Origin of the sequence: Methylobacterium sp. 092160098-2, from assembly GCF_028920805.1 — a bacterium.
Lineage (GTDB): Bacteria > Pseudomonadota > Alphaproteobacteria > Rhizobiales > Beijerinckiaceae > Methylobacterium > Methylobacterium fujisawaense.
Genome location: NZ_JAQPZJ010000001.1, coordinates 1,923,110 through 1,940,330, shown reverse-complemented (window position 1 = coordinate 1,940,330; position 17,221 = coordinate 1,923,110). Strand labels below are relative to the sequence as shown.

Sequence of the window (17,221 nt, the reverse complement as noted above, 5' to 3'; positions counted from 1 at the left end):
TGAGGGGCCGGAGCGCCGCGGAGGCCTCGAAGCAGACCGCCAGTCGGCGCCGCGATCCCTGGCGCCCGCCTTCGAGTCCCACGACGCGGGCACCGCAGGATGAGGGCGCAGCGGGATGCGGGGCATGAGGGGGGCGACCGCAACCCTGCGGCGATGCGGTCCGGCCCTTGCTTGATCGGACGTGATCGCGAAACAATCCGGGTCTAGCCGGTGAGCCGGTACACAGCGCGGAATTGCCGGCCCGCCGCCGGCCGGCGGAGACCGCATGGGCCTCGTCCTCTACGCCCTCAAGTTCCGGATCACGACCTACGTGCTCGCCGTGCTGATGATGCTCGGCGGCGTCGGCGCGATCCTCGTCACGCCCAAGGACGTGCTGCCGGTCGTCGACATCCCGGTCGTCGTGGTGGTTTGGACCTATACCGGCCTGTCGGCGCCGGAGATGGAACAGCGCATCACGACCTACGCCGAATACGGGATCTCCAATAACGTCAACAGCATCCGACGGATGGAGTCGACGACGCTCCAGGGCACGGCGGTTCAGCGGATCTACTTCGACCCGTCCGTCAGCCTGGATCTCGCCATCGCTCAGGTGGTCTCCTCCACCAACTCGATCCGCGCCGTGATGCCCACCGGCACGCAGCCGCCGGTGATCGTGCGCTACTCCGCCTCCTCGGTGCCGGTGATCCAGCTCGCCCTGACCTCGGCCAAGCAGAGCCTCAACGAGGTCTACGACTACGCCCAGTACCGGATCCGCCAGACCCTCGCACAGGTCCCGGGCTCGACCCTGCCGTCGCCGTTCGGCGGTGCGCCCCGGCAGATCATGGTCGATCTCGATCTCAACGCCCTCCAGGCGCTCGGCCTGACGCCGCTCGACGTCACCAACGCCATGACGGCCCAGAACCTGACGGTGCCGTCCGGCCTCGCCAAGATCGGCGAGCAGCAATATCCGGTCCAGCTCAACGGCACCCCGCCCTCGATCGAGACCCTGAACCTCGCGCCGATCAAGGTTGTGGCCGGCCAGCCCGTGCTGATGCGCGACGTCGCCTATGTCCGCGACGGCGGCCCGCCGCAGGTCAACGTGGTCAGCGCCGACGGCCAGCAGGCCGTGCTGATGCAGATCATCAAGAACGGCAACGCCTCGACGCTGAACGTCGTCAACAACGTCAAGGCGGCGATGCCGACGATCCGCGCCGCCGCCCCCGACGGCCTGTCGATCAAGCCGCTGTTCGACCAGTCGGTCTTCGTGTCGAACGCCATCGAGGGCGTGCTGCACGAGGCGCTGACCGCCGCGGCCCTGACGGGGCTGGCGATCCTGCTGTTCCTCGGCTCCTGGCGCTCGACCATCATCGTGCTGATCTCGATCCCGCTCTGCGTGATGACCTCGCTCGCGGTGCTGGCGGCGCTCGGCGAGACCATCAACGTGATGACGCTGGGCGGCCTCGCCCTGGCGGTGGGCATCCTGGTGGACGACGCCACGGTGGCGATCGAGAACACCTACCGGCTGTTCGAGGAGGGCGAGGAGTTCCGCGAGAGCGTGGTCCACGGCGCTGCCGGCATCGCCAAGCCGGCGCTGATCTCGACGCTCGCGATCTGCGCGGCCTTCACGGCGGTGTTCGCGCTGACCGACACGCCGAAATACCTGTTCACCCCGCAGGCGCTCGCGGTCGTGTTCGCGATGCTGACCTCCTACCTGCTGTCGCGCACCCTGGTGCCGCTGCTGATCGACGTGATCGTGGCGCCGGAATACCGGCAGAAGCACGCCAAGGACCGGGCGGAGCACGAGGCCCCCCGCCGGGGCCGGATCGCCCGGGCCGCCGGTCTCGTCGGCGCCCCCGTGATGCGGCTTGCCGGCTGGATCCATGGCCACTTCGAGCGCGGCTTCGCGCGGTTCCACCGGGGCTATGTCGGCCTGCTCCACGCGGTGCTGCGCCACCGGATCGTCACCGTCGGCGTCGTCGGCGGCGTGCTCGGCCTGACCGGCGTGCTGTTCGCCTTCGTGGGCCAGGATTACTTCCCGCAGATCGAGGCGAGCCAGATGACCCTGCATCTGCGCACCCGCACCGGCATGCGCATCGAGACCGCCCGGCAGGTCTTCGCCGAGGTCGAGGGTACCGTCCGCGAGGTGATCCCGGCGGATGAGATCGATCAGATCCTGCAGAACCTCGGCCTGCCGTCGAACAACTACAACTTCGCGTTCTCGGACGGCTCGTTCGTCTCCTACAATGACGGGCAGATGCTCATCAGCCTGAAGGAGGGGCACGGCCCGGTGGCCGGCTACATGAAGCGCCTGCGCGACGTGCTGATGAAGCGTTTCCCCGACGTGACCGTCTATTTCCAGCCCGCCGACATGATCACGCAGATCCTGAATTTCGGCGTCCTCACGCCGATCGACGTGCAGGTCTCAGGCCGGCACAAGGAGAAGGATCTGGAGGTCGCCCAGCGCATCGTCCAGCGGCTGAAGCACACGAAGGGCCTCGTCGACGTCCACCTGCAGCAGATCGTCAACGCGCCGCAATTCTACGTCGACGTCGACCGGCGCCTCGCCTCCGAACTCGGGCTCACCGAGCAGCAGGTGGCGCAGAACATGAACATCTCGCTGTCGGGCAGCTACCAGGTCACGCCGAACTTCTGGCCCGACCCGAAGACCGGCATCCCCTACCAGCTCTGGGTGCAGACGCCCGAATACCGCAACAGCTCACTCACCGACCTGCGCAACACGCCGATATTCGTGCGGGCGGCCGCCACCTCCGGCTCGGGCCCCGGCGTGCTCACCCTGCTCTCGAGCCTCGCCGACATCCGTCGGACGCCGACGCAGACCATGATCAGCCACGTCAACATCCAGCCGACCTTCGACATCTTCGCCTCGGTGCAGGACCGGGATCTCGGCACGGTGGCCCGCGCGATCGACGCCATCGTCCAGGACGAGCAGAAGAACCTGGAGGCGCCCGACAAGATCGTGGTGCGCGGCCAGATCGAGAACATGCGCTCGGCCTTCTTCCGCCTGGAGATCGGCCTCGGCATCGCGCTGATCGCCGTCTACCTCTTGATGGCGGTGAACTATCAGAGCTGGGGCGACCCGTTCGTGGTGATCGCGGCCCTGCCGATGGCGTTCTGCGGCATCACCTTCGCACTGTTCGTCACCGGCACGACCTTCTCGATCCCGTCGATCTTCGGGGCGATCATGTCGGTGGGCATCGCCTCGGCGAACTCGATCCTGCTCGTCACCTTCGCCAAGGAGCACCGGGAGGCGACGGGCTGCAGCGCCCTGGAGGCGGCGATCACCGCGGGCGAGACCCGGCTCCGGCCGGTGCTCATGACCGCCTCGGCGATGTTTTTGGGCCTGATCCCGATGGCGCTGGGCACCGGCGAGGGCGGCGAGCAGAACGCGGCGCTGGCCCGCGCCGTCATGGGCGGCATCGCCTTCGCGACGCCCGCGACCCTGCTGCTGGTGCCGTTCCTCTACGTGCTGATGCGCGGCGGTCCGGCCCGGCCGGTGCAGGATTACCTGGAGCCGGAGGGGCGACCGGCGGCGGCCTGAGCGCCGGACGGGCGGCTCTCGCCTCCCCCGCGTGGGGAGGCCTTGGAGGTGGGGGTGCAGGCGGCGCCGGGACGCTCGATCCTGCACCTTTCCGAGCCCCACCCCGTAAGGAGGAGGGGAAACGGCTCACCTCTCCTTGAACCCGCATTCCGGCGTGTCGTCGGCGTTGCCGTGATACGTCTACGGCAGGAACAGCCTCAGGCCGGCGTGGTGGCGTCGTGCGGTGCCTATCCGATCAGTAGCGCCGCTCCATCCGTCGCTCGTGCCGGTCCATCCTCCGGTCCTGCCGGTTGACCTGCCGGTCCATGCGCCGCTCGTGTCGGCCCATCCTGCGATCGTGCCGACGCTCCATGCCGAGGGTCTGCGCCTTGAGGATCAACCCGTCTGCGACGCCGGCCGCCTCGACCGCAGGCCGAGAGGTGCCGAAGGGCGCTGCCATTGCGCCGCTTCCCAGGCCGAGCGCGAGGGCTGCGGCGACGGAAAACCCCGCCAACTTCAGATGCGACATCGCCCTCTCCCTCGCTTGGTCGTTGCCGTCAGGACCGACCCTCGCAGTCTTGCGGATTTTTCGTGCGCTGCTTGATCGACGGAGACAATCCGAACGGAATGCGGCGCACGCCATGGCGCGACAGCGCAGCCGGGATCGTCGCGGATCGGAGGCGTCCGGCAAATTGACGGGATCGATCGGGTTCAGGCCCTGACGGACGCCGCGCGCCCTGAGCCCTCCGGGGCGACGACACGCACCCCATCGCTTGCCGGAGCCGCGCTCCTCCCCCTTGCGGGGTGGAGTTGGAGGTGGGGGCGCAGGATGAGGCGGTGCGGTGCCTTCTGCACCACCCCACCCGTAACCCCTCCCGGCAGGGGGAGGGGATGCGCGCTGCCCTGTCGGAACGGGGTGTCAGACCGAGCGGTGTGGATCCGGTGGTCCGCAGGGGGAGAGGAGCGGCGGGCGTCGGTTCGGAACCGCCACGCCCGGACACCGCTGGCCCGTGCGGACCGCACGAATGTCCTCAGCCCTCCTTGAAGCCGTATTCCGGCGTGTCGTCGTCGTTGCCGTAATACTTGTACGGCAGGAACTTGCCCGACATGGTGAGCTTCACCCGGTCGCCCTTGTTGTTGGCCTCGCGGGCCATGTCCATGTTGAAGTCGATCGCCGACATGATGCCGTCGCCGAACTCCTCTTGGATCAGCTCCTTGAAGGTCGTGCCGTAGACCATCACCAGCTCGTAGAACCGGTAGATCAGCGGGTCGGTGGGCGGCAGCGACGGGATCGAGCCGCGGTAGGGCGGCTCGTTGAGCATCCGCTCCTCCGCCTCGGTGAGGCCGAAGAGTTCGGCCGCCCGCTTGGCCTGGGCCTTCGGCAGCTTCATCTGGCCGAGGCACGCGGCGGTGATCAGGAACGGCGACAGGCCGCCGATCGCCTCGTGGATGTGCTTCCAGGTCCAGCCCTTCTCGCGCTTGATGTCGAGAAGCTTCTCGGTGAGGTCCTCGCGCTTCATGGTCGGCTCCTGGGTTTCAATCTGCGATGGGTTCGGTGAGGCCGCGTCGTCCGCGGCCCCACCCACCCCGATGCGGGGTGCGCGTCCGGATCGCGACCGGTGAGGGGATACGGTCGCGACCGGACGCGGACATCCGCCGATCATCGGCCTGGCCGCTATCGGGAGCGGCGCCGGACGACGGGCGGACCCCCTTCGCTGCGCAAGCGGTATGCCAGCCGCGGAAATTCCGGAATCGCCAGCGCCGGCAGGAGGTTGGCCGGCCAGTGCGAGAATCACGACATCTCGTTGGAAACGAGATATCGTTAGACCATGACGACATATCGTGACACCCGCGAGATGGGCGCGTTCGGGGCGGTCTTCGAGGCGAGCCCGGATCCCATGCTGGTGCTCCTGCCCGAGGAGGACCGGATCGCCGACGCCAACGCGGCGGCGGCGCGTCTGCTCGGTCACGGGCGTCCGGCGCTGCGGCGGGCCCGGGCCAGCGCGCTGTTTCCGGGCCAGCTCGCGGCCCTCACGGCGTTCACCCAGGCCGTCCTGGCGAAAGGGCATTGGTGGACGCGGACCCTGGCGCCCCGCGACGCGGCGGGCCGCGACCTGCGGGTCGAGACCGTGGCCTTCCCGCTTCCGGGCGAACAGATGCGCCTCGTCGTGGCGCTCGCGGATCCGGACGCCCTCCACCGCCGTCAGGTCGACGGCGAGGCCGAGGCCCATATGCGCGCGGGCCTCTCCGAGTGGCAGCGGATGGAGCGGATCTTCCGCGACATCGAGCGGGGCAACCAGCTGATCCTGCGCGCGGCCGGGGAGGGGATCTACGGCGTCAACGCGGAGGGCGTGACCACCTTCGTCAATCCGGCTGCCGCGCGCATGCTCGGCTGCGAGGCCGCCGACCTCGTCGGCCGGGACATGCATGCCGCCGTGCACCACACCCGCGCCGACGGCAGCCACTACCCCCATCGCGACTGCCCGATCTACGCGGCGTTCCGCGACGGGATCGTGCATCAGGTCGATCACGAGGTCTTCTGGCGCGCCGACGGGACGTCCTTCCCGGTCGAGTACACCTCGACGCCGATCCGCGACCGGGGACGCCTGCTCGGCGCCGTCATCGTGTTTCGCGACATCAGCCAGCGCCGGGAGGCCGAGGCCCGGCTGACGAGCGCGCTCGCCGAGGTCGACTCCCTCCGGGAGCGCCTCGAGCTGGAGAACGCCTATCTCAAGGAGGAAATCCGGGCCGAGCGCCAGCACCAGGGCATCATCGGCCGCTCCCCCGCCATCGCGGCCACGCTGCGCCAAGTCGACCTCGTGGCCGGAACCGACGCCACGGTGCTGATCACCGGCGAATCCGGCACCGGCAAGGAACTCATCGCCCGGGCGATCCACGAGGCGAGCCGCCGCAGCGCCCGCCCGATGATCCGGGTGAACTGCGCGGCGATCCCCCGCGAGCTGTTCGAGAGCGAGTTCTTCGGCCATGTCAGGGGTAGCTTCACCGGGGCGCTGCGCGACCGGATCGGGCGGTTCGAACTCGCCGATGGCGGCACGCTGTTCCTCGACGAGGTCGGCGAGATCCCCCTCGACCTCCAGGGCAAGCTGCTCCGCGTCCTGCAGGAGCGCTCCTTCGAGCGGGTCGGCGAGGCCCGCACCCGCGCGGTGGACGTGCGCGTGGTCGCGGCCACCAATCGGGACCTGCGCGCCGAGGTCCGGGCGGGCCGCTTCCGGGAGGATCTCTACTTCCGCCTCAACGTCTTCCCGATCCAGGCACGGCCCCTGCGCGAGCGGCCCGAGGACATCCCGCCGATCGCCCTGCACCTGCTCCGGGTCGCCGCGCGCCGCCTCACCGTCCCGGAGCCGCGCCTCTCGGAGGGCGATGTCCGCCGCCTCTGCCGCTATCCCTGGCCCGGCAACGTCCGCGAGCTGGAGAACGTGATCGAGCGGGCGGTGATCCTCTCCGCCGGGGGCCGGCTCCGCCTCGATCTGCCCGACGGCGAGGCGACCGGGCCCACGGACCCGGCCGCACCGGCCGCGGCGCCCGGCGGGCGGCCGGCCACGGAGGCCGAGCGCCGCACCCGGGATCGCGCCGAGATCGTCGCCGCCCTGTCCCTGGCGGGCGGCCGGGTCTCCGGGCCGGGCGGCGCGGCCGAGCTGCTCGGCCTGCGCCCGACGACGCTCGCCTCGCGGATCAAGGCCCACGGGATCCCGCGCGGCTGATCCGGCAGGTCCTTGATCCGATCTTAAGATCGCTGTGCCAGGGGTCGCTCCGGCCTTCCCCGTCGACGTCGCAGCGCCCCGGCCGATGCAGGATCTCTCCGAGCCCGTCACCCTCCCGGCCGGCGCCGTCCTGTTCGAGGAGGGGGCGATCGGGCACTGTGCCTACCTGATCCTGAGCGGGCGCATCGCGATCTTCCGGCGGCGCGACGGTGGCGAGACGGTGCTCGGCCGGCGGGGCGCCGGCGAGCTCTTCGGCGAGATGGCCATCCTCGACGCCCTCCCGCGCTCCGCCGGCGTCCGCGCCGAGGAGGACTGCGTGCTCGTGCCCGTGGGGGCGGCGCAGATCCGCCAGCGGCTCGCCGGCGCCGATCCGATCCTGCGCCTCTGCCTCGAGGGGCTCATCGCCCGGTTCCGGGAGACCCTGCCGCGCCTCGGACCGGCGGTGGCGGGGAGCCGGCCTGCGGCGCTTTCGCCGGCCGCCCGAGCCGATTTCGACGCGACGGTCGCCGCCCTCGCGCAGGAGCGCGCCTTGCGGCGGGCCCTGGCCCAGGACGAGTTCGCGCTGTTCCTGCAGCCGATCGTGCGGCTCGCCACCGGGCGGCTCGCCGGCTTCGAGGCCCTGATCCGCTGGCACGACCCCGAGCGCGGGCTCGTGCCGCCCGCGGCCTTCATCCCGGCCGCCGAGGCGAGCGGCCTGATCGTCGCCATCACCGCCTGGGTGATCGGCGAGATCGGCCGGATCGTGCCCCCGATCCTGCAGGCCGGCCTGCAGGCCCCCGCCTCCGTCGAAGCCTCCCTGTTCGTCAGCTTCAACGTCACCGCCCAGGACCTCGCCCGGTCGGACATTCCGGGCCAGATCGACGCGATGCTGCGCCGGACCGGTATCACCCCCGGGGCCCTCAAGCTCGAGATCACCGAGAGCACGCTGATGCAGGATCCGGCCGGCGCCGCCGCCGCCCTTGCGCGCTGCCGCGCGGCCGGCCTCGGCATCGCGGTGGACGATTTCGGCACGGGCTATTCCTCGCTCAGTCATCTCAGCGCCCTGCCGATCACCACGCTGAAGGTCGACCGGGCCTTCGTCCGGGCGATGCTGTCAGAGCCGCGCGATCGCCGGATCGTCCAGACCATCCTGCGGCTCGCCGAGGAGATCGGGGTCGCGGCGGTCGCGGAGGGCATCGAGGGCCGCGCCGAGGCGGAGGCCCTGGCGGCGATGGGCTGCGCCCTGGGCCAGGGCTACCATTTCGGTCGTCCGATGCCGCAGGCCGATGCCTTTGCGGCGGCGGCTGCCTGGGATGCCCTGCGCTGGCGGTGCGGGCCGGCCGAATTGGCCGATTCCGGGCGGCAGGGGGGCCACGGCGCCCAGATCTGAGGGAGTCCGGGCCTCGGCGGCGACGTTTGCCGCCTCCGCGAGCGTGGTTTCGATGCACCGGGCCGGCGGGAAGCGCGCGGCTCCGGGCGGAAACGCTTGCATCCGGTGCGTGTTTTCGGACCATGCGTCTTCGGGTCTCGGAGGCGGGCTTTGGGCGGAGACGAGCGGGACGGGCAGATGGCCGATGGGGCGGCAGGCGCATCCGCGCGGCCGGTGCCCTGGGAATTCGTGCTGCCGGACGAGACGGCCACGGAGGATCTCGGCCTGTTCCTCTCCGAGTTTCTGCTCCCCGGCGACGTCGTCGCCCTGTCGGGTGGCCTCGGCGGCGGCAAGACCACGCTCGCCCGCGCGGTGATCCGCGAACTCGCCGGCGACGCGCAGCTGGAGGTTCCGAGCCCGACCTTCACGCTGATCCAGCCCTATGCGGCCCGGGATGGTCGGCCGATCATCCATGCCGACCTCTACCGGCTGCGTGACCCGGACGAATTGGTGGAACTCGGCTTCGACGAGATGGCCGAGGGCGCGATCACCCTGGTCGAGTGGCCGGACCGGATGCCGCCCCGCGACAGTCCGGTGCTGACCGTCGACCTGTCCCTGCGGGCGGAGTTCGGCCCCGAGGCGCGGCTCGCCCGGATCGACGGCACCGGCGGCATGCGCGCCCGCCTCGATCGGGCCCGGGCGGTGCGCCGCCTCCTCGACCGCAGCGGGTGGGACATCGCCGAGCGGACGCTGATGCAGGGGGACGCCTCCTCCCGCGCCTACGAGCGTCTGACCAAGCCCGACGGCACCAGCGCCGTGCTGATGATCGCGCCGCCTCGGCCGGACGGGCCCCCGGTGCGGGACGGCAAGCCCTACAGCGCGATCGTGCACCTCGCCGAGAGCGTCCACGCCTTCGTGGCCCTGGACCGCGGCCTGCGGGCGCTCGGCCTCTCGGCGCCCAAAATCTACGGCGAGGACCTCGCCGAGGGCCTGCTGATCCTCGAGGATCTCGGCAGCGAGCCGGTGATCGAGGGGGGCGCCCCGCGGCCCGAGCGCTACGCCGAGGCCGTGCGCGTGCTCGCCAAGCTCCACGCCAATCCGCTCCCCTCGGCCCTGCCGGTGGAGGACGGGATCGAGCACGTGCTGCCGCCCTATGACATGGAGGCGCTGCTGTTCGAGGCGGAACTGATGCCCGAATGGTACGCGCCGGCGATCCGGAACGTCAGCCTGACGGCGGAGGCGCGGGCGGCGTTCGTCGACCTGTGGCGGGAGGCGCTTCAGGGCGCGATCCCGGACCGGCCGACCTGGACCCTGCGCGACTACCACTCCCCGAACCTGATCTGGCTGCCCGAGCGCGACGGGCTGGAGCGGGTCGGGCTGATCGACTTCCAGGACGCCGTGATGGGCCACCCGGCCTACGACGTCGCGTCGCTGCTGCAGGATGCCCGGGTCGATTCCAGCGCCGAGTTCGAGCTGCGGCTGCTCGGCCTCTACGCCCGCGAGCGCCGCGGCCGGGACCCGGCCTTCGATGTCGGGGCCTTCGCCACCGCCTACGCGCTGCTTGCGGCCCAGCGGGCCACGAAGATCCTCGGCATCTTCGCGCGCCTGGACCGGCGCGACGGCAAGCCCGGTTATCTCGCCCATCTGCCGCGGATCGAGGGTTATCTCGCCCGCAACCTCGCCCATCCGGCGCTCGCCGGACTGCGGGCGTGGCACGCGGATCATTTGCCGGGCCTCGTCGCTCCGGCTCCCGAACCCTGACCATCGGATTCCCGACCGCATGAGCGAGCCCGCCCCCGCCGTCAGCCGCGCCTTCGTCCTGGCCGCGGGCCTGGGCAAGCGCATGCGGCCGGTGACCGCCACGGTGCCGAAGCCCCTGGTGGAGGTCGCCGGCAAGGCTCTGCTCGATCACGCCCTGGACCGGGTCGCCGAGGCCGGAATCGGGACCGCGGTCGTCAACGTCCACTATCTCGCCGACCTGATCGAGGGGCATCTTGCGGGCCGGACCGAGGGGCCGGCCACGCTCGTGTCCGACGAGCGTGGAGCGTTGCTGGAGACGGGCGGTGGCATCCGCAAGGCCTTGCCGCTGCTGGGCGCGGGGCCGTTCGTGGTGCTGAACTCGGATTCGTTCTGGCTCGAGGGGCCGGCCTCCAACCTGCGCCGGTTGATCGAGAGCTGGGATGGGGACCGCATGGATGGCCTGTTGCTGGTGGCCCCCACCGCCACCAGCCTCGGCTACGAAGGGGCCGGTGACTTCGTGATGGACCCGGACGGGCGCCTGGAGCGGCGCGGCGAGCGTGAGGTGGCGCCCTTCATCTACGCGGGCGTGGCGATCCTCACGCCGAGCCTGTTCGCGGACACGCCGACGGGCGCCTTCTCCCTCAACCTGCTGTTCGACCGGGCGATCGCGGCGGGGCGGCTTTTCGGGATGCGGCTCGACGGCCAGTGGCTGCATGTCGGAACGCCCGAGGCGATCCGGGCCGCCGAGGAGCGCGTGCGGGCGAGCGCGCGGACTCCGTAGGTCCGGGGGAGCGAGATGGGACGCATGGGCCGAGCAAGTCGTTGTCCAAAGTGTCTTGCCAAGCCGGATCCGAGCCTCTAGAAGCCCCTTCACACCGGCGGGCCAAGACCCCGCCGCCGTGTCAGGCGCCCGTAGCTCAGCTGGATAGAGCACCAGACTACGAATCTGGGGGTCAGAGGTTCGAATCCTTTCGGGCGCGCCATCTAACCTATTCTCATGCATCGCTTTTTCCTTTCGACACCTTCGGCTTCGGAGGTGCGGTTTGCAGTTGGTTTGCAAATTCGGTTCGCGGTGAGTTCTCCCAGTTGAAAATGGCTTGGTCCGCGAGTGCCCGGGTTCGGGCGAGATAGCGGTCCAGGATCACGGTCACCGTCTTGAGCGAGTGGCCGGTGATGGTGGCAATCTGCTGCGGGTTGCACCCGGCCTCTGACAGCATGGTCACGGCTGTTCCGCGCAGGTCGTGGAAGTGCAGCGATACCGGCTCATCCAGGCCGGGCAGGCTGATGCGGCTGAGACCCGCTTCGGCGGCAGCCTCCTCCCAGAGCCGAGCGAAGTAGCGCTTCTGCAGCGCCCTCCCGGTCTTTGTGGTCAGCACCAGAGGTGAGCCTCGCGGCATGCCGTCCAGCATGCGCCGCAGCGCCCGCGTGCAGGGTATGGTGATGAGGGGCGCCACACGGCCGCCGCGGGCGCTCTTGCCCTGCCGCAGCGAAATCGCGGACCCGTCGTAGGCGGACCAGGGTAGGCGCAGGATGTCCGCCTGCCGCTGGCCGGTATGCAGGGCGATGATGAGCGCGCGCTGCAACTCAATCGGCGCCACAGCCATGAAGGCCGCGATGTGCTCAGGCAGCCATACGATCTCGGACCGGTCGGCGTGGTAGAGCCGCTTGAAGCCACGGACGTGGTTCGCCTCGACCCGCCCGTTCTCCTGAGCCCAGGTCAGCATGGCCGAGATGACCGACAGCCGGTTATCGGCTTCGCGCTCTCCCGAGGTGCGGGCGACCTTCGCACGCCAGTCGAGGAAATCGCGCCGCACGCCGGGTTCGTTCAAGGCTTCGATCGGCATGTCGCCGAACTCGGGCTCGGCCTTGGTCAGCATGCGCTTGTACTCGCGCTGCGTTCCGGCCGAGAGCTTGGTCTCGAACTCCGGTGAGGCAGTGAACTCGCGCGTCAAGCCGTTGAAGGTTTCGCCCGAATGCCGGGTCTTGAGCGTCCGCTCCGCCTCGGCGTAGCTCAGGATGAAGGCCCGCTCGCCGGGCTCGCCTTCGAGCCGCATCCCTGTGGCGCGGTGATACCAGTAAGCCCGGCGCGTTCCGTCCTTGAGCTTCTTGTAGGTGGCGAACACGCCCGGATAGTCAGCTCGCACCACGGCTCGCCCTCCAGGCTTCAAGCTTGGTCAGCGGCTGAGCAGCATCGTCCCCGGAAACCACGACGATGCGGCCGGTGCCGGGATCGATCTCCACGCGACCGACCTTGAGCCCAGCGGCCTGGGCACCCTTCACGGCTCTGGCGATGGCTGCCTGCGTGATTACTTGGCGGCGCGGCACGACCTTAGCCCTCCACGTTCCAGCGCTGCGCACGGAGTGCGGAGATTTCGGCTTCGAAGGCGGCGATGCCCGCCTCGACGTCGCCGGGAAACGGAGCGGGGTCGGCCGCACCTTGCTCCCGGATCTTGGCCCGGACGCGGGGCCAGAGGTCATCGAAGATGGGCCACGCCCGCACCTGCGTCGTGACGACGTGCTCGGGAGAGTCGTATTTGCAGAGCTCGCCCTGGCTGTTCCGGGCGAAGAGCAAGGTCCCCGGGAAGGTGTACATCGGCTCTTGGCCGTTGCCCCACCCGTCGTCCCGCATGGCGCTGAACAGGCCTCGTCCGCCCCGCATAGCGGCCGCTGCCTCCTCAGGCGTGAAGTGTGAGGCGATCAGCGCCTTCACGGCACACAGGCGCATCAAGTCGGCGAGCTTGAAGTCTACGTGATAGCCTTTGCCTTTCGGCCGCTCCGGAAAGAGGTCGTACCGCGTCAGGTAGTTGCCGATTTGACCGCTCGTCATGCCTACGAGCGCTGCGGCGTCGCTACGGCTGAAGGCCCAGCTCTCGATACGTGCGGGTTCCATCGACCTCTCCAAAAGCTCACAGTGATGCTATGCCGTGGCACCCGCGATGTAAAGCATCGCAGCGATTTTTTATCAGATTGCATTCCGCCGCTGTTGATGGCGCGGCAGAGCTCAGGAGCTACCACCGCGGTTCGCATGATCCCGCGCCGCACGAGCGACCAAGTGGGAGAACCGATCGGCGACCTCCCGCTGGTCGAACCGCTCTGCCAAGCGCCGCAAGACGGCGTTGACGAATCCTGTCACGGCCTTCGAGTCCCGCCCGAGGATGACCAGCAGCTCCTCGAAGCAGGCCGCCGCGATGTCGGCCTTCTGCGGTGCCCGGACCCGCTTGAGCTTCGACCGATAGTCGGCCTGGTACCGGCGCTGGCGCCGCAGTCTGGCGCGGTACCGCCGCGCGTCGTTCCCGTCGTGAAAATCGTCCGACATGGTCCTCTCCGATCCCCCTTTCCGAGGATTGTGAAAGGTCATGAAAATCGCAAAGGCCGGTCGCTCGGTGCCCTCAGACCCGCAGCCGCTCCGAAACTCGGAGAGCTGCCGCCGTTTCCCCCTGCACAACCTATTAGGGTTCGACGGGAGAGCCCTCTTTGTGAGCCCTCCCGCAGAGATCGATCCGCACACAGGTCGGTTGGCCCGATCAGTCGTCCTCCAAATCTTGATCGCCGCCCCGCAGCCACACGACCTGCGCGCTGTGACCCTCAGGTGCCCCAAGGCTCGGCTCCGCATTTCCGCCGTCCTCGAGGTCCGGATCGCCGTCGATGATGTCGAGCGCGGCCACGAGGTGGTCGACGGTATCGAGCGCCAGGGCGAGGGCGCCCTCGATGCGGGCGCGCGTATCAATGGTCACCGGTCGCACCCGGCGACGGAACGGGATGACATTGGTCATAGGTCAGGCTCCCCTAGACTCGGTGGCGGCGTGATCGAGCAGTTCGAGGGCGAAAGCCCTGATGGCAGCGGGATCGCCATCGTCGATGGTTCGGGCGGCGAGCATCGAGAGGCGGGTTTCGCGGTCGAGGCGGTTGCCGGGGGGGCGTCTCGCTACTTCGATGTCGACGGCGGTTTCGACTTCGGTCAGTGCGTCGCCGAGCCAGAGCATCAGCTTGCCAGCGTCGTTGTAGTCCGAGTCGCTGCGGGGCCCGGGGCACGTCATGCAGCGAGGTCCCCATGTGTAGGCGTAGGCCATGGCACCGACGTGCTCGGCTATCGCTTGGACCGCCCGCAGCTCGTCGATCGTGGCGGACGCGAGGTCAAGCATGCCGACGAGGCTAGGCGGACCGGCATCGACCGCGAAACCGGCGCGTCCGGTCGCGCCGCTCGCCAGCACGTCGAGGTGCAGCTCCCGCCGAAGCCGCTCCCTATCCTGCGCTGTCATCTCTGGCCGGGACCGTCGCTCAAACTCGGCGATCGCAATACCACGCAGTCGGCCGAGCTCGATCGCGATGCCCTCCGGGATCCGGGCGAAGCTGAACGGCTCAATCGCAGGAGAGGCCATGAAGCCTGGCGGTGGAGCGTACCAGTCAATCGGCTCGACCGGCCCACGCTCACTCACATCACCGATGATCGCTTGGTGGATGTCGAGAGCGAGACGCCCCGTGAACGAGAGGTCGGAGCGCGTCCGCCCCGGGAGCACCTCCGACACGTATTCGAGCCAGCAGATGGCCAGCGCCTTGGCGAGCACATTGTCTGTCGTTGCCGGCAGGGCCTCGGCACGGTCGAGCAGGGTGTCACGACGCTGAGCGGCTCGCTCATAGGCGGCGTCGGCATCGGGGTCGCCCTCAGGCTTTCCGAGTGTCGCATTCCAGGCGCGCCAGCCGTCCATCAATGCGGCCTCCGCACCTCCGGGGGGCGCACGCTTGATGAACCGCCCAGCCGCATCCCGGGCCCGGGCGGCGCGCTGGCGGAGGTCGATGGCCTCGCGGCCAGCCTTCGCGGTGTTCGGCTTCCTCATGGCAGCCTCCCTCACGCGACAGGCATGAAGCCGTAGGCGAACACGCCCCCGGCGATGATGAGGGCGGCGGTCAGCAGCTCGCCGGCGAGGTCGAGGAAGCGCGGCGCCCGAACGTAGGCTGTATCGGGCCGGATCGGCGCGACGGCCTCCCAGGCCTCGACGGTGCCGGGAGCGGCCTCGTCGGCCTCCAACGGCGGCTTGGTGCGATTGTAAAGGGCTGAGGGCGAGCGAGAGCGTTCACCGGCGCGTGCCGGTGCTGTAGAATGACGGGTAGCCATAATCGTCTCCAGAGGACGTGCGTGGTCAGGCCCGGCGCGGGAGATTCCACCTTCCCGTCGGGCCGTCTTTTGTGATATCCTGAATGTATGAGCTCGTCAATTCGGGATATCCCAAAAACTCGAGGACGTCCGAAGACGACGGGTCGCGGCACAGCCGTGGTCGTCCGGTGTCATGACGAGCAGCTCGCACCTCTAGACGCTTGGATCGAGGCTCAGCCCGATCCGAAGCCCTCTCGCCCGGAAGCGATCCGCCACGCTCTCACGGACTGGCTCACTGGCCAGGGCTACGTGCGACACCGCGAGGATCCGGAGGGGGTGAAATAGTTATGTCCGAAGAAACCGGCGAACTGGAACTTTGTTGATGGCTAGCGGTGACAGAACTTCGATTTCGAACGTTGTCGTCAACGTGCCTGCAAATACTATAGATCTAATTAATTACGCTGGCGCAACTCATAGCGTCATGCTTCCGGCGGGGAAATATCCCGCTCAGAAGCATACACTTCATATCAGCGTTCTTGGCGGAGAAAAGACCACTGTAACTCGCGTGATGATCAAGCTGAGCCGCGCCCAACTCATTAATGCCGGAATGGATTTGCGAAATTCGAGTTTGATCGGTCTAGAAATCGATGTACTGCCAGAGATATCTCAAGGAAAAGCCAGTATCTGATTATTCGTTTTGGACGACATGCCGGTGATTTCTACAGATGACCATGCCCTTAAACCCGCTGAAGTCATCTTCGTCGAGGAAAACCGCGAGGGCCGGGCGTGCGGCTGCGCATGGAGCCGATGGCCTGATCATGCGTAAGCCGGGTACCAAGCCCATCACGGACGCGCGGATCGAGCGCGCACTCGCGCTTTGCGCGTATCTTGCCGCTCGGGATGGGACCGGCATCGTCTACACGCCAGTTATGGATCGGCCGGAGGCGGGGCTGAGTGCGGCTCGGGCCGTTGATGACCCTGAGTTCCGGGCGAAGCGCTGATTGCAGGTTTATCAGCCTCCTTTTCTGCGCGCGCAGGCAGCTCCAGAAATTTCAACGCGCTTGCAATCAAGAATGCCATGACAAGGTATCCGATCAAGGCTTCACTGGCTGCTACTAAACGCGTTTCTGCGAGAGGTACGATATCGCCGTACCCAAGAGTTGTCCAAGTAACTATTGAAAAGTATAGGCTATCGGATGGAGATGGTATAGTTTCCTTTGTGTCGGGAAGTTTCAGGCCAATATGTCTATATATGATGGCGTAAATAACAATCATTGCGATAGAGAAGCCTACAATGCTCACTATTAGAACACGACCGCGATCAATCAGGTCTTTTCTGCGATAGATCGCAAATACGGCCGAAAAAGTATTGGATAGAAACAAAAGGACCGCGATGGAAAACCCAATATAAATTAGATTGCTAGGCTTAGGGTCAACGAAGAATAGGCCAAAGATCGAGACCGAGATCAGTAAAGCAATGCATATGTATAATAGATACATGCCGAATTTGGATCTGCGCTGATCATTCATCATGTAAACCATTGGTGGAGCGTTTAAAGCGATCTATCGAGGCCACTTGGCCTTCTGCAAAGAGGCTTGGGCCAACGCCGTAGCACCGAGTTGGGTGTCCCGGCGTCAACCACCGTGATGGCGAACAATCCCTAACACAACCTAGCGGAAGCTTTGCCGCTCATGTACGCTCGGAAAGAACGAGAACGGATGCTGAGCGGGTAGGATGAAATTTCTGCGGTTTCGCGTCACGAAAGCCCAAAATCGAAGCTTGAGGGTCTTCTCGACGCTTT

The 17,221-nt window shown here is 67.9% G+C and carries 16 protein-coding genes and 1 tRNA gene; 7 read left to right on the top strand and 10 right to left on the bottom strand.

All coding sequences use genetic code 11. The features are described from left to right. The first annotated feature begins 265 nt into the window (after positions 1-265). Entirely contained in the window at positions 266-3,538 is a 3,273-nt protein-coding gene (locus PQI07_RS09180) for an efflux RND transporter permease subunit (RefSeq protein WP_043379305.1), read from the top strand. A gap of 235 nt (positions 3,539-3,773) precedes the next feature. On the opposite strand, the gene PQI07_RS09175 is transcribed toward PQI07_RS09180, so the two are convergent. Both PQI07_RS09175 and cynS read right to left on the bottom strand, forming a co-directional pair. After that, positions 3,774-4,046, bottom strand: a complete 273-nt coding sequence (locus tag PQI07_RS09175) for a hypothetical protein (protein WP_274926502.1) — start codon at positions 4,044-4,046, stop codon at positions 3,774-3,776. A gap of 502 nt (positions 4,047-4,548) precedes the next feature. Then, on the bottom strand, positions 4,549-5,037 hold the full coding sequence (gene cynS, locus PQI07_RS09170; RefSeq protein WP_051044981.1) for a cyanase: 489 nt from the start codon (positions 5,035-5,037) through the stop codon (positions 4,549-4,551). 336 nt (positions 5,038-5,373) lie between these two features. Here cynS and PQI07_RS09165 point away from each other — a divergent pair, with 336 nt between their 5' ends. From PQI07_RS09165 to PQI07_RS09145, 5 genes are all read left to right on the top strand, one after another. After that, a complete protein-coding gene (locus PQI07_RS09165; protein ID WP_446720975.1) occupies positions 5,374-7,239 on the top strand; it encodes a sigma-54 interaction domain-containing protein in 1,866 nt (621 codons plus the stop codon). Between the two features lie 85 nt (positions 7,240-7,324). Then, positions 7,325-8,608, top strand: a complete 1,284-nt coding sequence (locus tag PQI07_RS09160; RefSeq protein WP_274926501.1) for an EAL domain-containing protein — start codon at positions 7,325-7,327, stop codon at positions 8,606-8,608. Between the two features lie 177 nt (positions 8,609-8,785). Continuing rightward, positions 8,786-10,348 carry a tRNA (adenosine(37)-N6)-threonylcarbamoyltransferase complex ATPase subunit type 1 TsaE gene (gene tsaE / locus PQI07_RS09155; RefSeq protein ID WP_053609361.1) on the top strand — a complete coding sequence of 521 codons (1,563 nt, stop codon included), beginning with the start codon at positions 8,786-8,788 and terminating at the stop codon, positions 10,346-10,348. Positions 10,349-10,367: 19 nt separating this feature from the next. Further along, on the top strand, positions 10,368-11,108 hold the full coding sequence (locus tag PQI07_RS09150; protein WP_043379300.1) for a nucleotidyltransferase family protein: 741 nt from the start codon (positions 10,368-10,370) through the stop codon (positions 11,106-11,108). A 125-nt stretch (positions 11,109-11,233) separates the two neighbouring features. Next, a tRNA-Arg gene (locus tag PQI07_RS09145) sits at positions 11,234-11,310 on the top strand. Positions 11,311-11,322: 12 nt separating this feature from the next. On the opposite strand, the gene PQI07_RS09140 is transcribed toward PQI07_RS09145, so the two are convergent. The 7 genes from PQI07_RS09140 to PQI07_RS09110 all read right to left on the bottom strand — a co-directional run bounded on the left by PQI07_RS09140 (position 11,323) and on the right by PQI07_RS09110 (position 15,440). Beyond that, positions 11,323-12,474 carry a tyrosine-type recombinase/integrase gene (locus tag PQI07_RS09140; RefSeq protein ID WP_274926500.1) on the bottom strand — a complete coding sequence of 384 codons (1,152 nt, stop codon included), beginning with the start codon at positions 12,472-12,474 and terminating at the stop codon, positions 11,323-11,325. Then, positions 12,461-12,652 carry a hypothetical protein gene (locus tag PQI07_RS09135; protein ID WP_274926499.1) on the bottom strand — a complete coding sequence of 64 codons (192 nt, stop codon included), beginning with the start codon at positions 12,650-12,652 and terminating at the stop codon, positions 12,461-12,463. The genes PQI07_RS09140 and PQI07_RS09135 overlap by 14 nt, the downstream gene beginning before the upstream one ends. Positions 12,653-12,656: 4 nt before the next feature. Continuing rightward, complete coding sequence (locus PQI07_RS09130) at positions 12,657-13,217, bottom strand: MerR family transcriptional regulator (RefSeq protein ID WP_274926498.1); 561 nt, start codon at positions 13,215-13,217, stop codon at positions 12,657-12,659. Positions 13,218-13,328: 111 nt separating this feature from the next. Further along, complete coding sequence (locus tag PQI07_RS09125) at positions 13,329-13,643, bottom strand: hypothetical protein (RefSeq protein WP_274926497.1); 315 nt, start codon at positions 13,641-13,643, stop codon at positions 13,329-13,331. A gap of 208 nt (positions 13,644-13,851) precedes the next feature. Continuing rightward, positions 13,852-14,100, bottom strand: coding sequence for a hypothetical protein (locus PQI07_RS09120; protein WP_274926496.1), 249 nt, complete (start codon positions 14,098-14,100; stop codon positions 13,852-13,854). A gap of 3 nt (positions 14,101-14,103) precedes the next feature. Then, entirely contained in the window at positions 14,104-15,033 is a 930-nt protein-coding gene (locus tag PQI07_RS09115; protein ID WP_274926495.1) for a hypothetical protein, read from the bottom strand. A gap of 140 nt (positions 15,034-15,173) precedes the next feature. Further along, a complete protein-coding gene (locus PQI07_RS09110) occupies positions 15,174-15,440 on the bottom strand; it encodes a hypothetical protein (RefSeq protein ID WP_274926494.1) in 267 nt (88 codons plus the stop codon). A 361-nt stretch (positions 15,441-15,801) separates the two neighbouring features. On the opposite strand from PQI07_RS09110, the gene PQI07_RS09105 reads away from it, so the two are divergent. Next, complete coding sequence (locus PQI07_RS09105; RefSeq protein ID WP_274926493.1) at positions 15,802-16,107, top strand: hypothetical protein; 306 nt, start codon at positions 15,802-15,804, stop codon at positions 16,105-16,107. A 239-nt stretch (positions 16,108-16,346) separates the two neighbouring features. Here the strand turns inward: PQI07_RS09105 and PQI07_RS09100 are convergent, their stop codons facing one another. Beyond that, complete coding sequence (locus tag PQI07_RS09100) at positions 16,347-16,952, bottom strand: ion channel (RefSeq protein ID WP_274926492.1); 606 nt, start codon at positions 16,950-16,952, stop codon at positions 16,347-16,349. Positions 16,953-17,221 lie beyond the last annotated feature (269 nt).

Excerpts from the sequence above, each read along its gene's own strand:
- cynS (WP_051044981.1), bottom strand. The coding sequence starts at position 5,037 with ATGAAGCGCGAGGACCTCACCGAGAAGCTTCTCGACATCAAGCGCGAG.
- PQI07_RS09120 (WP_274926496.1), bottom strand. The coding sequence starts at position 14,100 with ATGACCAATGTCATCCCGTTCCGTCGCCGGGTGCGACCGGTGACCATT.
- PQI07_RS09115 (WP_274926495.1), bottom strand. The coding sequence starts at position 15,033 with ATGGACGGCTGGCGCGCCTGGAATGCGACACTCGGAAAGCCTGAGGGC.
- PQI07_RS09175 (WP_274926502.1), bottom strand. The coding sequence starts at position 4,046 with ATGTCGCATCTGAAGTTGGCGGGGTTTTCCGTCGCCGCAGCCCTCGCG.
- PQI07_RS09150 (WP_043379300.1), top strand. The coding sequence starts at position 10,368 with ATGAGCGAGCCCGCCCCCGCCGTCAGCCGCGCCTTCGTCCTGGCCGCG.
- PQI07_RS09160 (WP_274926501.1), top strand. The coding sequence starts at position 7,325 with ATGCAGGATCTCTCCGAGCCCGTCACCCTCCCGGCCGGCGCCGTCCTG.
- PQI07_RS09130 (WP_274926498.1), bottom strand. The coding sequence starts at position 13,217 with ATGGAACCCGCACGTATCGAGAGCTGGGCCTTCAGCCGTAGCGACGCC.
- PQI07_RS09180 (WP_043379305.1), top strand. The coding sequence starts at position 266 with ATGGGCCTCGTCCTCTACGCCCTCAAGTTCCGGATCACGACCTACGTG.
- PQI07_RS09100 (WP_274926492.1), bottom strand. The coding sequence starts at position 16,952 with ATGATGAATGATCAGCGCAGATCCAAATTCGGCATGTATCTATTATAC.
- PQI07_RS09125 (WP_274926497.1), bottom strand. The coding sequence starts at position 13,643 with ATGTCGGACGATTTTCACGACGGGAACGACGCGCGGCGGTACCGCGCC.
- PQI07_RS09105 (WP_274926493.1), top strand. The coding sequence starts at position 15,802 with ATGGCTAGCGGTGACAGAACTTCGATTTCGAACGTTGTCGTCAACGTG.
- tsaE (WP_053609361.1), top strand. The coding sequence starts at position 8,786 with ATGGCCGATGGGGCGGCAGGCGCATCCGCGCGGCCGGTGCCCTGGGAA.
- PQI07_RS09165 (WP_446720975.1), top strand. The coding sequence starts at position 5,374 with ATGGGCGCGTTCGGGGCGGTCTTCGAGGCGAGCCCGGATCCCATGCTG.
- PQI07_RS09110 (WP_274926494.1), bottom strand. The coding sequence starts at position 15,440 with ATGGCTACCCGTCATTCTACAGCACCGGCACGCGCCGGTGAACGCTCT.